Source organism: Flavobacterium sp. 120 (genome assembly GCF_003633605.1).
Taxonomy (GTDB): Bacteria; Bacteroidota; Bacteroidia; order Flavobacteriales; family Flavobacteriaceae; genus Flavobacterium; species Flavobacterium algoritolerans.
This window is the reverse complement of sequence record NZ_RBKZ01000001.1, coordinates 1,542,314-1,558,199: the sequence shown is the minus strand read 5'-3', so window position 1 is coordinate 1,558,199 and position 15,886 is coordinate 1,542,314. Positions and strand designations below refer to the sequence as shown.

Annotated in this window: 14 protein-coding genes; 2 read left to right on the top strand and 12 right to left on the bottom strand. The window is 33.3% G+C overall.

Translation table 11 applies throughout. The features are described 5' to 3' along the window. Positions 1–50 precede the first annotated feature (50 nt). The gene (locus C8C87_RS06690) at positions 51–1,706 is read left to right on the top strand and encodes a M1 family metallopeptidase (protein ID WP_121342043.1); all 1,656 of its coding nucleotides are present in this window, start codon (positions 51–53) and stop codon (positions 1,704–1,706) included. Positions 1,707–1,749: 43 nt separating this feature from the next. On the opposite strand, the gene C8C87_RS06685 is transcribed toward C8C87_RS06690, so the two are convergent. Further along, entirely contained in the window at positions 1,750–2,586 is an 837-nt protein-coding gene (locus C8C87_RS06685; RefSeq protein ID WP_121342042.1) for an AraC family transcriptional regulator, read from the bottom strand. Between the two features lie 155 nt (positions 2,587–2,741). Between C8C87_RS06685 and C8C87_RS06680 the strand changes: the two genes are divergently transcribed. Continuing rightward, on the top strand, positions 2,742–3,737 hold the full coding sequence (locus C8C87_RS06680; RefSeq protein WP_121342041.1) for a phytanoyl-CoA dioxygenase family protein: 996 nt from the start codon (positions 2,742–2,744) through the stop codon (positions 3,735–3,737). A 56-nt stretch (positions 3,738–3,793) separates the two neighbouring features. Here the strand turns inward: C8C87_RS06680 and C8C87_RS06675 are convergent, their stop codons facing one another. The 11 genes from C8C87_RS06675 to C8C87_RS06625 all read right to left on the bottom strand — a co-directional run bounded on the left by C8C87_RS06675 (position 3,794) and on the right by C8C87_RS06625 (position 15,885). Next, positions 3,794–4,669 (bottom strand): sugar phosphate isomerase/epimerase, encoded by an 876-nt coding sequence (locus tag C8C87_RS06675; RefSeq protein ID WP_099715519.1) that lies wholly within the window; start codon positions 4,667–4,669, stop codon positions 3,794–3,796. A 19-nt stretch (positions 4,670–4,688) separates the two neighbouring features. Further along, entirely contained in the window at positions 4,689–5,582 is an 894-nt protein-coding gene (locus C8C87_RS06670) for a hydroxypyruvate isomerase family protein (protein WP_121342040.1), read from the bottom strand. A 10-nt stretch (positions 5,583–5,592) separates the two neighbouring features. Beyond that, positions 5,593–6,831 carry a nucleoside permease gene (locus tag C8C87_RS06665; RefSeq protein ID WP_099715521.1) on the bottom strand — a complete coding sequence of 413 codons (1,239 nt, stop codon included), beginning with the start codon at positions 6,829–6,831 and terminating at the stop codon, positions 5,593–5,595. 70 nt (positions 6,832–6,901) lie between these two features. Continuing rightward, complete coding sequence (locus C8C87_RS06660; RefSeq protein ID WP_099715522.1) at positions 6,902–7,639, bottom strand: DUF1080 domain-containing protein; 738 nt, start codon at positions 7,637–7,639, stop codon at positions 6,902–6,904. A 32-nt stretch (positions 7,640–7,671) separates the two neighbouring features. Beyond that, positions 7,672–9,129 (bottom strand): Gfo/Idh/MocA family protein, encoded by a 1,458-nt coding sequence (locus C8C87_RS06655; protein WP_099715523.1) that lies wholly within the window; start codon positions 9,127–9,129, stop codon positions 7,672–7,674. 104 nt (positions 9,130–9,233) lie between these two features. Further along, on the bottom strand, positions 9,234–9,614 hold the full coding sequence (locus tag C8C87_RS06650) for a c-type cytochrome (protein WP_233206902.1): 381 nt from the start codon (positions 9,612–9,614) through the stop codon (positions 9,234–9,236). 13 nt (positions 9,615–9,627) lie between these two features. Further along, positions 9,628–10,680: a sugar phosphate isomerase/epimerase gene (locus C8C87_RS06645; RefSeq protein ID WP_099715524.1), complete on the bottom strand. Its 1,053-nt coding sequence runs from the start codon at positions 10,678–10,680 to the stop codon at positions 9,628–9,630. Positions 10,681–10,719: 39 nt separating this feature from the next. After that, entirely contained in the window at positions 10,720–11,883 is a 1,164-nt protein-coding gene (locus C8C87_RS06640) for a Gfo/Idh/MocA family protein (RefSeq protein WP_233550013.1), read from the bottom strand. Between the two features lie 10 nt (positions 11,884–11,893). Beyond that, on the bottom strand, positions 11,894–13,597 hold the full coding sequence (locus C8C87_RS06635) for a GMC oxidoreductase (RefSeq protein ID WP_121342039.1): 1,704 nt from the start codon (positions 13,595–13,597) through the stop codon (positions 11,894–11,896). Positions 13,598–13,651: 54 nt separating this feature from the next. Further along, the gene (locus C8C87_RS06630; protein ID WP_099715527.1) at positions 13,652–14,215 is read right to left on the bottom strand and encodes a gluconate 2-dehydrogenase subunit 3 family protein; all 564 of its coding nucleotides are present in this window, start codon (positions 14,213–14,215) and stop codon (positions 13,652–13,654) included. A gap of 479 nt (positions 14,216–14,694) precedes the next feature. Beyond that, a complete protein-coding gene (locus C8C87_RS06625; protein ID WP_121342038.1) occupies positions 14,695–15,885 on the bottom strand; it encodes a hypothetical protein in 1,191 nt (396 codons plus the stop codon). Between the last annotated feature and the right edge of the window lies 1 nt (position 15,886).

Genomic DNA, 15,886 nt, shown 5'->3' with positions numbered 1-15,886 from the left:
TACTATATTTATAAAATTATAAAGTTTATTTTTGTTCAAAATGATTAATTATGAAAAAACAGTTTAGTATTATTTTTATTTCGTTTCTATTTTTTAACGGTATAAATGCACAAGGTTTACTAAATAAATCAGAGCAAAAATTCACGAGACAAGACACTTTGCGCGGAAGTATCACAAAAGAAAGAGCGTGGTGGGATGTGAAATATTATCATCTCAATATTAAAGTAAATCCAGCAGACAGTACTATTACGGGTTCAAATACAATAAAATATCAAGTTGTACAGGAATACAATAGCATGCAAATTGACTTACAAAATCCTATGGAAATTAATAAAGTCATTCAGGATGGAAAAGTTTTAAAATATAAAAGAGAAGAAAATGCATTTTTTATTGAATTAATTGCTCCTCAAACAAAAGGTGCACTAAAAGAAATTACCATATTTTATGGCGGAAAACCAAAAGTAGCCGTAAACCCACCTTGGGATGGAGGTATAACTTGGAAAAAAGATAGTAATGGAAATCCTTTTATTGCTTCTTCTTGTCAAGGATTGGGGGCAAGTGTTTGGTGGCCGAACAAAGATCACATGTATGATGAAGTGGATAATATGCTGATTAGTGTAAATGTTCCAAAAAATTTGACGGATGTTTCCAATGGGCGTTTACTAAGTGTAAAGCAATTAAAAGATGGAACAAAAACCTATAATTGGTATGTATCAAATCCAATCAATAATTATGGTGTAAATATAAATATTGGCGATTATGTTTCGTTTTCGGAAAAATATAAAGGAGAAAAAGGCGATTTAGATTGCAGTTATTATGTTTTGAGAGATAATTTGGCGAAAGCCAAAAAACAATTTCAAGATGTTCCAAAAATGCTAAAAGCTTTTGAACATTGGTTTGGACCGTATCCATTTTATGAAGACAGTTACAAATTGGTTGAAGCTCCGTATTTAGGAATGGAACATCAAAGTAGCGTAACATATGGGAATGGTTTTCAAAACGGATATCGTGGTAAGGATTTAAGCGGAACGGGTTGGGGATTAAAATTTGATTTTATCATTATTCATGAATCTGGGCATGAGTGGTTTGCCAATAATATCACGTATAAAGATATTGCTGATATGTGGATTCACGAGAGTTTTACAAACTATTCAGAAAGTCTTTTTGTAGAATATTACTATGGAAAAGAAGCCGGATTTGAATATGTTCTGGGAACCAGAAAAGGTATAAAAAATGACAAACCAATTATAGGAAATTATGATGTAAACAACGAAGGTTCTGGTGATATGTATCCAAAAGGAGGGAATATGTTGCATACTTTACGCCAAATTGTAAATGATGATGAAAAATGGAGAGGCATTTTAAGAGGCTTAAACAGTACTTTTTATCACCAAACTGTTACTACAAAACAAATTGAAGATTATTTAAGTCAGCAAGTTGGAATCGATTTATCAACAGTTTTCAATCAGTATTTAAGAGATACCAGAATTCCAACATTAGAATATTTTTTCAAGGATAATCAAGTGGGTTATCGCTGGACAAATTGCGTTCCGGGTTTTAATATGCCCGTGAAAGTAACGCTAAATGGAAAAGAAGAATTACTGCAACCAGAAACAGAATGGAAGAGTATTCCAGTAATTTCTAAAAATTCAAAACTGGAAATAGATAAGAATTTTTATGTAGCCAGTTTTAATATTACCGAGTAAATTCAAAAGGTGTGTTTCTAAAATTTAGGAAACACACCTTTTTTTATCTTTTCTTAAACTGTATCGGATTTTCTCCCACCACTTTTTTGAAGATTCTATTAAAGTACGACAGGCTTTCAAATCCACATTCAAAGCACGTTTCGGTTACGTTTTTATCACTTTTTAAAAGTCTTTTAGCTTGTTCGATTCGATATTGATTTAAAAATTCAGTAAACGTCAATCGCGTCATTTTTTTAAAATAACGACAAAAAGCCGCTTTAGATAAATGAGTTAAATGGGAGATTTCTTCAATGGAAACAGCCCTTTGGTAGTTTTCCTCTATAAATTTATAGACTACTTTTAATCGCAATTGTTCTTTATTATTGTATAAATTCTCAAATGGTTTATTGTGCAAAAAAGTCATTTCATTTGATGTTGATAAAATCTGAAATAATGACAGCACTTCAATAAATTGTTCGAAATGAGATAAAAGATGAATTTTTTGAAGCTTTTTACCAATTTTATCTTTTACAGTTCCATGAAAACAAATCACCTTTTTTGAGTTCTCAAATAATTGATAAATAGAAGCTAATTCAGGAGTTGTTATAAAGTCATTTTTGAAAAAGTCTTCTTTAATCTGTAAAACTACTTTTTCATATTCAGTTTTAATTCCATAATCAAAATTTAAATGCGGAATATTGGAACCTATAAAAACCAAATCGCTTCCTTCAAAATTGCCAATATGATCGCCTACGCGTCGTGTTCCATTTGGCGCAACAATGAAAGTTAATTCAAATTCAGGATGAAAATGCCAATAATAAAAATCATTCAATTTTGGATTTACCAATATTCTGAATGAACTCCCGGCTAATCTTTTTATATCCTCAAAAACTATTTTCATATCTCGTTAGCTAAATAATTGCTCAATAGAATACATATACTTGTTTAAAGTTAATAAAAAAATCAATATAGTACAAATAGCAGTAAATTTTGTGGAAGTAATTAGTATTCACTTTTTCTAATTTTGAAATAGTTATAACACTAAAATATAAGACTATGGAAAAGAATAATCAATCAATGACACCAACTATGGTTCCCACAATGGCACAAAATAATGCTCATAAAGATATTCCGGGAAATCCATCTACTGCAAAATCCAGCACAACAAAATTAAATGATCGTTCAAATGGCAAACCGTTACGTTTACTTACTGAAGACGACTGGAAGTTTTGGATTGAAAACGGTTACATTGTCATAAAAAATGCTATTCCGAAAGAAAACGCTAAAAAAATGGCTGATTTTCTATGGGAATTTGAAGAGAAAAATCAAAATGATCCAGAAACTTGGTATGCTCCGCCAAGAGCCGAAATGCAAATGAAAGAGCTTACCAATAGCGGTATGGTTGAAGTTTACAATCATCAATATCAATGGGATAACCGACAAATGGAAAAAGTATATGATGCATTTGTAGATATTTGGGGAACCGAGAAATTATGGGTTACTATCGACCGAGCAAATTTGAATTTACCGGTTCGTCCAGGTTTTGATTTCAAAGGATTTATCCATTGGGATTATGATCCGGAGACAAAACCTCAAAACGTGCAAGGGGTTCTAGCTTTGGCTGACCAAATGGATGAAAATATGGGAGGATTTCAATGTATACCTGATTTATATCGAAATTATGATACTTGGAAACAGACACAACCAGAAGATAGGAACCGTTTTAAACCGGATGTTGCCGGACTTGAAGATAAATTTGTAAAAGTAAAAATGGAAGCTGGTGATTTATTAATTTTTAATAGCACGCAACCGCATGGGATTCGCCCAAATATTACAAAAGATAAAGTAAGAATGGCACAATATATTTCTATGATGCCAGCTGAAGAAGATAATGAAGAATTGCGTCAATGGAGAGTTAATTCTTGGAAAAATCGCATTGCGCCTGAAGGATATGCGTTTCCTGGAGATCCTCGAAAATGGGAACAAACCAAATATAAAACTGCAGAATTGAGTGGTTTGGGGAAAAAATTATTGGGAGTAGAGAAGTGGTAATAAAAAAAGGGATACAATAAGTATCCCTTTTTTATATTTATTATTTTTTAAAACATTTAGATTAAATTCTTCTTAATGTAATTAAAACTTGTTACTGCGGATTCTATCGGATTCGGTTTGTAGTTTGATTCGTGTTCTAAAAAGAAACGTTTCATTCCGGAAAGTTCAGCTTGAGCAAAAATCGATTTGAAATCAATTGCTCCAGTTCCTATTTCGGCATTCCAATCAGGATTTACTTTATCCATATCTTTTACGTGCCACATAGTGAAACGTCCAGGATATTTTTTGAACAATTGCAACGGATCATTTCCAGAACGAACAACCCAGTATAAATCCATTTCAAAATCAACTAAGTTTTTATCCGTTTCATTCAATAAAATCTCATATCCGTTCGTTGCTCCGAATTTTGTAAATTCAAAGTCATGATTGTGATAGGCTAATTTTAAACCTCCGGCTTTACAAAGTTCGCCAACTTTATTTATTTGTGAAGCTAGTTTTTTATAGGCATCACCAGTTGTTCCTCTCAATTCTGAAATTATATAGGGAACAGTTACATATTCACTTCCTAAATGATTTGCAGTTTCGATATATGATTTTACAAGATCAGTAGTACCATCCTTAATCATAGAGTTAAAATCGAAATGATTACTGGTGGCTTTCAAACCATTATCATCAAGTATCGATTTAAAATCATGTACAGAAGTTCCAAAAAAGCCTTTGTCTACTGAATAACCAAAAGTTTCCACTTCTGTAAATCCAGCTTTTCCTACTTGGGATAAAACTCCTTTGACATCTTTTGGTAAAGTATCACGTAATGTCCATAATTGAATTCCGATGGCTCTTTTTTTAGAGTCAAAAGCAAATGTAGGAGCAATGGCTAGTGCGCCTAATGCTAAACCAGCATTAATTAAAAATTCTCTTCTTTTTATCATGGGTTATTTTTTAGATTAGTTAAATATCACAAATTGCAATAGCCTGCTTCAATGAAGCAAGTTTGTCTGGGTTTTTAGGAATAAATTCTTGTCCTACAAAACCTTTGAAACCCGTTTTTGCAATAGCTTTCATTATTGCTTCGTAATTTAATTCCTGTGTATTATCAATTTCATTTCGTCCGGGAACTCCGGCTGTATGAAAATGTGCAATATATTGATGGTTATCTCTTATGTTTCTAATCACATCACCTTCATCAATTTGCATGTGATAAATATCATAAAGAAGTTTAAAGTTTTCTGAGTTTAAACGTTTTGCTAATTCAACTCCCCATGATGTTCTGTCACATTGGTAATCTTTATGGTCAATTTTGCTGTTTAACAATTCCATCACCAAAATCACATTATGCTTTTCAGCTAATGGAATTAGTTTTTGTAAACCAAGAACACAATTATTCCAACCTTCTTCATCTGTTTTTATTCTTCGGCTTCCGCTAAAGCAAATTAGATTTTTATAACCGGCTTTAGCCACCAACGGAATCATTTCGGTATAATTCTTTATAAGTGTTTCATGAAATTTAATATCATTGAAACCATCGACTAAATTAATCTCAGCACCGTTGCACATTGTAGAAACTAAATCATATTTTTTCAATGTTGGCCAAGAGGAAGGTCCTACTAAATCAATACCGGTAATTCCAATTTTCTTAGCCTCAATGCAAAGTGTATCCAAATCAAGACTGTCAAAACACCAACGAGAAACAGAGTGATTTATATTTCCTTTCAACATACCCAATTGTGTTTCTGTATTATTCATTGGCATAGCCAAAGCAGAAAATCCAGAAGGAATTCCTATAGCCGCTGTTCCGGCAAGTATTCCTTTTATAGCAGATCTCCTATTTAAATTAGTGCTCATTTTTTATTTTTTATACAGCAGAAGATGTTTCTTCAACTTTGTTTTTTTCATTGAATAAAAGTGCAAAAAGAAGGAATACTGCCAAAGCAATTCCGGCAGGAATTATCCAAACCATTTCCCAATTTATAGCGCCGTCTAACATTTTATAATTGTCCGTTATCCAACCAGCAACTGCAAAACCAATCAACATACCAACTCCGTATGTAGCTAACGTAATTAGACCTTGAGCGGCACTTTTATATTTTTCTCCTGCTTTTGAATTGGTGTAAATTTGACCAGAAACAAAAAAGAAATCATAGCAAATACCGTGCAAAGCAATACCTATAATAAGCATAAAACTTAAATCATCTCCGTTACCATAAGCAAATAAAACGTAACGAATTGCCCACGCTAACATTCCAACCAAGATTGTTTTCTTGAAGCCAAAACGGGTAAAAAATACAGGAATCAATAATAAAAATAAAGCTTCAGATATTTGACCGATTGCCATTTTTCCTGTAGGATTTTCAACTCCCGCTTCTGTCAAAAATGGATGTGCATTTTGGTAATAAAACGCAAGAGGAATACAAATAAGAATTGATGAGATAAAAAAGATAGCGAAGTTTTTATCCTTCAATAACTTTAAAGCATCAAGACCAATAATATCTCCTATTTTTATTTTTTCGTCACTTACTTTTGGTGGTGTTTTTGGTAAAGAAAAACTAAATATACCTAAAACTAAAGCTGCGATTCCAGCTAAAAGGAACGTGTTTTTAAGCATTCCTTCAGAAATTGCTTCTGCAGCATCCCAATGGAAAACAAAACTAATAGACAATCCTGCTAAAATCCAACCAATTGTTCCCCAAACTCTAATGTTTGCAAACTCTTTCTCTGGATCTTTCATTTGATTGAAAGAAACTGAATTTACTAATGCTAATGTTGGCATGTATAAAATCATGTAACTAAGAACGTAAGTATAAAACATTCCAACCTCTTCTGACTGATACATTTGATACATTAAAAATGCTCCAATAAGATGAAGTATTCCTAAAATTTTCTCAGCATTAAAATATCGGTCAGCGATTAACCCTATAATAAAAGGTGCAATAATAGCGCCCCATGATTGTGTAGAAAAAATTGCGGCAGTCTCTGATCCAGATGCTTTTAGATTATTCCCCAGAAACGTACCAAGGGTTACAAACCATGCTCCCCAGATAAAAAATTCTAGGAACATCATTATGGATAATTTAATTCGGATGGTGCTATTCATTGGTATTTTGGTTTTATTTTTTGGTTTTGGTTAATTAGCAGTAATTTATTTTTTAATATTTCATTCTCAATTACATACCGGCTTCACAACCAGTTGTAATTTTCATAGAATTCCATTCTTTAATCTGAATGTTTCTGAACCACACATTATCTCCGTGATCTTGTAATGCAATTTTTCCTTTTTTGAATGCAGCAAAACCTGGCCAAGTAGCAAATTTACTACCTGCTACCAATGTTTTAAAGTTGGCATCCCAAAGTGTAGTTTCAACTACTTTTACACCATTCAATAACATTGTCAGTTTTCCGAATTTACATACTAGGTCAACAGAATTCCATTCTCCAACTGGTTTAACAGGCTCTGAAGTACTTTTTATTAAATCATACAAATCTCCTGATCTGTGTTTTTCAATTTTTCCGTCAGGGTGACCGTCATTGTCCAATACTTGCATTTCCAATCCAGTTTCGTAAGTATTTTTGAATTTTGTCAAATCTTCGTTTACAAAGAAAATAATACCACTGTTTGCATTTGCAGCTACTTTCCATTCTAATTTTAAATGAAAATTCTCGTATTCTATATCTGTTACAAGATCGCCTCCTTGACCATTTTTGGCAGCGGTAGGGTCAAAATGCAATACACCATCTTCAACTTTCCAACCGGAACCAGCAGTTTTTTTTCCATAAGTATGCCATCCTGTTGTTGATTGTCCATCAAATATTGATTTAAATCCTTTTGCTATTGGTGCTTGTTGTGCATTTGCTGTTTGAATCATTATCATAACAATTAATGAAGTACAAATATTTTTAATCATTTTTAAATTTTTGAATTAATAATTAATCTTGTTTATAAAGTTAAAGCTTTCCAACCTTGGCGATAATCACGTTTCACAAATTGATTAACTTCATCAAAGTTGGTAATTTTCATAGCATCATTATCCCATAATAATTTTGCTGAACGTCCTGGATACACTTCTTCTCCAAGCTCTTCTCTCATCACATCATACCCTCTGATAGCAAGATTTGCCATCAATAAAGCTTCTGTTAAAGGACCTGCTATTTCAAAAGGAGAACTTAATTCTTTTTTTCCATAACCTGCTATTGCAGCTTCAACCCATTGCTTGTAGTGTCCATCAGCACCATCTTTTACTCTGGCATATTTTTGAGCTACTTTTAAATTTTCATTTTTACTAAGAGGAAGTAAACGAGGATTTAAACCGTACGTATCACACATCATTTTTCCTTTTGTACCAGTAAATAATGTTCCATTTCCACCGTCTCCAAAAATTTCATTCGGACCTAGTTCAGTAGGTCTTTCAGGTTGAATTCCTCCATCCATCCAGTGTACCGCTATGTCACCATTTGTTTTTTCAGTTTTTGGAAAGGTTAATGTAACGTGACTTGAAGGAGGACAACTCTCTGGGAAATACCCTCTTTGAAATTCATCTACATAAACAGAACCAACACTACATTGAACATCTTTAGCATATTTTAAGTTCAATACACTAAAAGGAGCTTCCAATAAATGGCATCCCATATCTCCTAATGCTCCTGTTCCGTAATCCCACCAACCGCGCCAGTTGAACGGCACTAATTTATTTACATACTCTTTATGAGGAGCTGTACCCAACCATAAATCCCAATCTAATTCTTTTGGAATATCCGCTTTATTGGCAGACCAAGGAATACCTTGAGGCCAAACCGGACGGTCAGTCCAAGCATGAATAGTGTGAACATCACCTATTAAACCAGCTTCATACCATTCTTTCATTATTCTGGTTCCATCATTTGAGGAACCTTGATTTCCCATTTGGGTAACCACTTTATATTTTTTGGCAGCTTGAGTCAAAATACGAGCTTCATAAATATCATGTGCCATAGGTTTTTGAACATATACATGTTTCCCTAATTGCATAGCTGCTAGAGCTTGAATAGCATGATTATGATCTGGAGTAGAAACTGAAACTGCATCGAAATTTTTATGTTCTTTGTCTAACATTTCGCGCCAATCTTTATAAAATTTAGCTTTAGGAAATGCATTTACACTTGCAGCGGCTCTTCTGGTATCTACATCACATAAAAATGAAATATCAGCTTTTCCACTGCTGGCAAACATAGCAATATCAGATTTTCCTTTTCCACCAACACCAATACTGGCTATTGATAAACGATCACTTGGTGCTACGAATCCTCTTCCTAAAACATGACGAGGAACAATCATAAAGGCTGCTGCCGCTATAGCTGTTGTTTTTATGAAATCACGACGGTTGTTTGTGATTTTATTCTCTTCTTCTTTTTGTTTCATTTATTTTTAATACGGTTATAGTTAATAGTAATAAAATAGCATAATAAATGAAGTGCTTTTCAATATTCTAAAGTTATTTAGAATACTGAAAAGCACCTTTGGAATTATTTTTTTAAGGATAAAATATATTTAGCCATTGATTTTGCATCATCCTTTTTAAGAGATGTATGAGCGGCCATCGGTATAGTTCCCCAAACTCCAGAACCTCCTTTTATAATTTTACCGGATAAATAAGCAACATTTTTTTCATTAGAAGGATATTTTTTTGCAATATCTAAATAGGAGGGACCTATAAGTTTTTTGTCTAATTTATGACATCCAACACAATCAGATTTTGCAATTAATTTTTCTCCATCAGATGTTTGAAAAATAGCGTTTGATTTTTTAGTGGCTTTAATATATTTTGTATCTAAATTATCATTAGAAAATGAGGTTAAGCTAATTAAAGCAACCCCAAAAAGCAAATATTTTAATTTCATTTTCATTTCTATTTAAGTTTTATAATCCTAAGTTTTTTCTGTTAAAAGCTTTATTTGTTTCTACCGCAGCAAAATCATCAAATGCTTTATCGGTAACTTTTATAATATGATTTTTAATAAATTCAGCACCTTCACGTGCTCCATCTTCTTGATTTTTAATACAACATTCCCATTCCATAACTGCCCAACCTTTGAAATCATATTGTGCCAGTTTGCTGAAAATAGTTTTAAAATCAATTTGACCATCCCCAGGAGAACGATAACGTCCCGCACGATTTACCCAACTTTGATATCCACCAAAAGTTCCTTGCTTTCCTGTAGGGTTAAACTCGGCATCCTTCACGTGAAAAGCTTTAATCCTTTCGTGATAGAAATCAATATATTGAATGTAGTCTAACTGTTGCAATACAAAATGTGACGGATCGTAAAGTAAACAAGCTCTTGAATGGTTATTTACAGCCTTCAAAAACATTTCATAGGTTTCCCCATCAAATAAATCTTCTCCTGGATGAATTTCATAGCAAAGATCGATCCCATTTTGATCAAACTCATTTAAAATTGGCAACCAACGTTTTGCTAATTCTGCAAAACCGTCTTCAACTAAGCCGGGAGGCCTTTGTGGCCAAGGGTGAAAATATTGCCAAAGCAAAGAACCACTAAAAGTTGCATGTGCATTTAAACCTAAATTTTGGGATGCTTTTGCAGCATATTTCAATTGTTGCACTGCCCATTCTTGTCTGGCTTTAGAATTACCATGTACATTTACAGGGGCAAAAGCATCAAAAAAATCATCGTATGCAGGATGAACCGCAACTAATTGACCTTGTAAGTGAGTTGATAATTCTGTGATTTCTAATCCGTAAGAAGCAATTGTTCCTTTAAGTTCTTCTGCATAGGTTTTACTTTCTGCAGCCTTTTGCAAATCAATGAATCGAGTATCTAATGTTGGCATTTGAATACCTTTAAAACCTAAATCAGCAGCCCATTTACAAATTCCGTCTAAGGAATTAAAAGGAGCTTCATTACTGATAAATTGGGCTAAAAATACTGCTGGGCCTTGTATTGTTGTCATATTATATTTTGTCTAAAACTTTTATGAATTCCTATTTTATTACAAAACGTAAGGAGTCCATTTTTTATCAGATTGTGATGATGCTACTACGTTATCAATAAATGCCATTCCTCTTAATCCATCTTCAACAGAAGGAAAATCTAACATTTCAGGCGTAGGCTCTGTACCATCTAACTTACAACCAAGCGTTAAGGCAAAGTTGCGGTAAATATTAGCAAATGCTTCTAAATAACCTTCTGGATGCCCACCAGGAGTACGACAATTATGGGTAGCAAATGAAGATAAATGTGCTCCATAATTAGATCCCGCTCTTAAAATCTGCGCTGGTTCATCTAACCATCTAACTATTAAAGTATTTGGGTCGTGTTGGAACCATTCGATTCCACCTTTTTCACCATAAACTCTAATTTTTAAAGCGTTTTCTTCGCCAGCAGCAACTTGAGATGCAATTAAAACTCCTTTTGCGCCATTGTCAAACTTCAACAATACAGCGCCATCATCATCCATTACGCGGCCTTCAACAAGTGTATTTAATTCTGCACAAACATCTGTAATTTTAGCTCCGGTAATATATTCGGCTAAATGAGAGGCATGGGTTCCAATGTCACCCATTACAGAACTTTTTCCTGATTTTTTAGGATCAGTTCTCCAAGCAGCTTGTGCATTTCCTTCTCTTTCTGATAGTTTACTTAACCATCCTTGAGGATATTCTACCACGACTTTTCTAATCTTACCCAATTTTCCTTCTCTAACCATAGCTTTCGCTTGTTTAACCATTGGATAACCAGAGTAAGTATGTGTTAAACAAAGTATTAATCCTGTCTCTTCTACTTTTTGTTTCAATAGTTTTGCTTCTTCTAATGAAAAAGTCATTGGTTTTTCAATTACTACGTTGAAACCATGTTCCAAAGCCATCATAGCAGGTGCAAAATGTGCAAAATTTGGAGTAACAATAGTAACAAAATCGATTCTTTCGTCAGCAGGTAATGCCGCTTCAGCTTTAATCATTTCGTCATACGTTAAATATGTTCTTGATTCCGGAAGAAACAAGGCTTTACCAGATGCTATTGCTGTTTCTGGGTTTATACTTAATGCACCACAACTTAATTCAATTAGTCCATCCATATTGGCGGCTAAGCGGTGAATTGCACCTATAAAGGCATCTTGGCCACCACCGACCATACCCATTCTTAATTTTCTCATAATGATGAACCTAAATATTTCCTTTTTTTAATTCTTTTACTGCATAATCACAAGCACGTGCCGTTAAAGCCATAAATGTTAATGATGGATTTTGACAAGCGATAGAAGGCATACAAGAACCATCGGTAACAAATACATTGCTTACTTCATGCATTTGATTCCATTTATTTAAAACTGAATCTTTAGGATCATTACCCATTCTTGCAGTACCCATTTCATGTATTGCCATTCCAGGATAACAATCGTTATCGTATGTTTTTACATTTTTGATTCCAGAAGCTTCGAGCATTTCAGCAGCATCATTCATCATGTCTTCACGCATTTTAGCTTCATTCTCTTTGTATTCGCAATCAATAGCCAAAACAGGTTGTCCCCATTTGTCTTTTTTGTTGTGATCGATATATACTTTGTTTTCATAATAAGGTAACATTTCTCCAAATCCACCTAATCCCATGCTCCAAGAATCTGCGGGTAAAGACATGGTATCTTTGAAATCACCTCCAAAAGCCAATTCAGCAACTTCTTTATGCCATAATCCTCTGCTGGCACCTCCTTGGTAACCAAAACCTCTTAAATAATCACGTTTATCACCACCTACATTTTGGTATCTTGGAATATAAATACCATTTGCTCTTCTTCCGTACGTGTATTTATCTTCAAAACCTTCAGCACTTCCTTCAGCACCACAACGGAAATGATGATCCATTAAATTATGTCCCAATTGTTCACTAGCATTACCCATCCCATTTGGATGCGCTTCTGAAGTTGAATTCAATAAGATGAATGTTGATCCTAAAGTTGAACCATTTACAAAAACAATTTTAGCATAAAACTCCATAGTTTCATTTGTTTCTGCATCAATTACCATTACACCTTTTGCCTTTTTTGTGTCTTTATCATAAATGATATGATTCACAATAGAGTAGGGTCTTACTGTTAATCTATTAGTAGCCATAGCAGCAGGTAATGTAGATGATTGCGTGCTGAAATAAGCTCCAAACGGGCAACCACGACTACATAAATTTCTATATTGACAACTTCCACGACCTTTATGAGGCACCGTTAAATTAGCCGTACGACCAATGGTTAAAATACGTGTTCTGTTATAATGCTTTTCTAATCTTTCTTTAACTGATTTTTCTACACAGTTTAAATCCATTGGAGGCAAAAATTTACCATCGGGTAAAAGAGGCCAGTTTTCTGCTTGACCACTGATTCCTGCAAATTTCTCTACATAATCATACCATTTAGTAAGGTCTTTATAACGGATAGGCCAGTCATTACCATGACCATCTTTGGCATTATCTTCAAAATTATGGTCACTGAAACGGTAACTTTGACGACCCCACATTAAAGACTTTCCTCCCACATGAAATCCTCTGTACCAGTCAAAACGTTTATCTTCTGTATACGGACATTCTAAGTCATTAACCCACCATTTTTCGGTAGCTTCATTATAGGGATAATCACGCGTTTGTACCGGATGTGTTCTTTTTTGTTCTTCGGTAAGTTTACCGGCATGCTCAAATTCCCACGGAGCTTTCATTGCAGATTCATAATCTTTAACATGCTCAATGTTCATACCGCGCTCTAACATCAAAACTTTTAAACCTTTTTCAGTAAGTTCTTTTGCTGCCCAACCACCACTAATTCCTGATCCTATTACAATAGCATCATATGTATTTTCCTCTTTTAAATTCGTATTTATATTCACGTGTAGTATTTTTTATTTAATAAAATAGTTTAAGACAAAAGGTTCCAATAACAATTAGTTGGTAGCCCAACCTTTTTGTCCAGGTTTGTAATCGGCACTTCCATCGTATCTACCAGGAACAGGAAGGTATTCACGTGCTTGTGTACATCCTATTTCTGAAGAGTAATACCCCAGAAGAGTCAAATCTCTTGCAATCAAAAAGAAAGATGGTGCTTTTCCATTAGCAATTGTTTCATCTTTTAAAGCTCCCATCAATTTCTGACGTTCTTCAATAGACATAGCCAAGAAATCTTTATTAAAATCTTTCAAGCATTTTGCTTGCATTTCTTTCATTCCTGAAGCAAAAATCTCTTGCATTTGTGCTGGATAACAATCTCTAATCATCATAGGAATAAAAGCGCCAAGTCCTGCTGCTTTAGCTCCTGGTGAAGATGCTGTCGTCGGTATAATTATATCGGCAAATTCAGCTAAAACCTCCTCATCCGAAGCGGAAAAAAATACTCGATTTTTTTCTTTTTCAGGCAAAGTAAAACTTTCAAATAAAACGCCCATAGTAGTTGCTGAGATTGCGCTTCCCATCAAAAACGCAACGCTTTTAAGTGCTTCTCTTCTATTCATTTGTTAATTATTAAAATTGTTTATTATTCTTAAATTATTATAACCTTACAATAATAAAGAAAAAAAAAATAGCTTAATTTTTTTTATGTTAATTTATTGAATAATTCCATTTTTTTCAAATTATTAAGGGAATCGCTTTAAAAAATTCATTAAACACTATCTGTAATCTGTTAAAACAAGAAAAAAAATATATTTTTAAAAATTAAGTAGGGGTAGAAATCCCTTTTTTTGCTGTTTTTAGTTTAATTTAATCAGTTTTAACTTATAAAATTTTAATCAATTTCCATTTTAACGAATTTCAATGCGTTAAAATGACATTATTACCAAAAATTAAACTTAAAAATGAATTTTAATTAGCTCAACTAAATTATGGTAATAAAATTAGATATAAAAGTCTTTGTTTTGAATAAAATAAAAGGTGAATGAGAATCTAAACTGATATATAAGTCCTAAAACTTTAAGCTTGACAACATGAATAATTACCTCTCAAATAATCCAAGTGTTCCGCCCACCCAATCTTTGTCTTTATTGAATTTTACGCCTATCATTTCGCCACGACTCAATCGTACCAAGTTGCACAATAGAGTAGGTGCGGCATCTTCATTCTTCCAAACACAAAGCACCCGAACTTCGGCTTTTACTTTCCCATCAGGAGATTGTACAATAGGAAGATAATTTACCTTTTTTTGAAGAATATAAAGTTCTTTTTCGACAACTGCTTCAATATCCTCTTTTGTTACATGAAAAATAACTCCTGTTCCTGAGAAGGAAAAGAGTGGTTTTAGAACATAATTTTCTAAATCTTGTGGGATTTCTTTGAGCTCACTTAATAAAGTTGTTTCGATGAAATATTTCCCTTTTAAGAATGGTAAAATAAATTTACTGATTCGAAAAAACCAGTTGGGATGTCCAGCCCATTCCACATCAAGTTCATCAGAGAAATGAAAGTTTAATTTCAAATCCGTTCGCAAATCCAATTCATCGAAAATAACCCTATTATAGATTCTTTTTACAAGAATTTCATCGCCTTTTTCATTTTTATAGAACAGTTGTTTGCCTTTCTTTATGAGTTCAGTAACGCAAACTATCGGTATGCCAATATCTCTTCGGCAATAATAAAAATCAATCTTTGTATTTTGTTTTTCGGGTTCAATTTCAAGTAGAATAACATTTTCTTTTGGATGGTTATTGCAAATTGCTTCTTCCAAAATATCCAGATATTCCTGTGGTTCAATGTTATTGATAAATGGGGTTAACTCACTGAGGAATGGATAGTGGTTCTTGAATTTATCATATAAATTAATCTGATAATTATACAAAGAAGGAAATCCTTGCACTTCAATAAGTTTAGGAATAACAGCTCCGTCTTCTTCACAAATTCCAAAATCAATTGCTAAAAAAGTGGTGTGATCATCCTCATTTGGAACTTTATGATTTAGTTCTAACGACTTATCTGTTAATAACTTAAAGTCTTCTTTTTGAATAAAAGAAATAACTTCATTACAACCTTCAATCAATTGGTTTTTAAGCTCTTTCGAAATAAAAAAAGGCGTTTCTCCTAAACGGAAGGTAGGCATATAATTAAAATCGGAAGCAATATCATCTTTAAATTCCTGATATTTCTTTTCTGTAAATTGAGCATTAAATAACTCCCGATATTTTGAAATCATC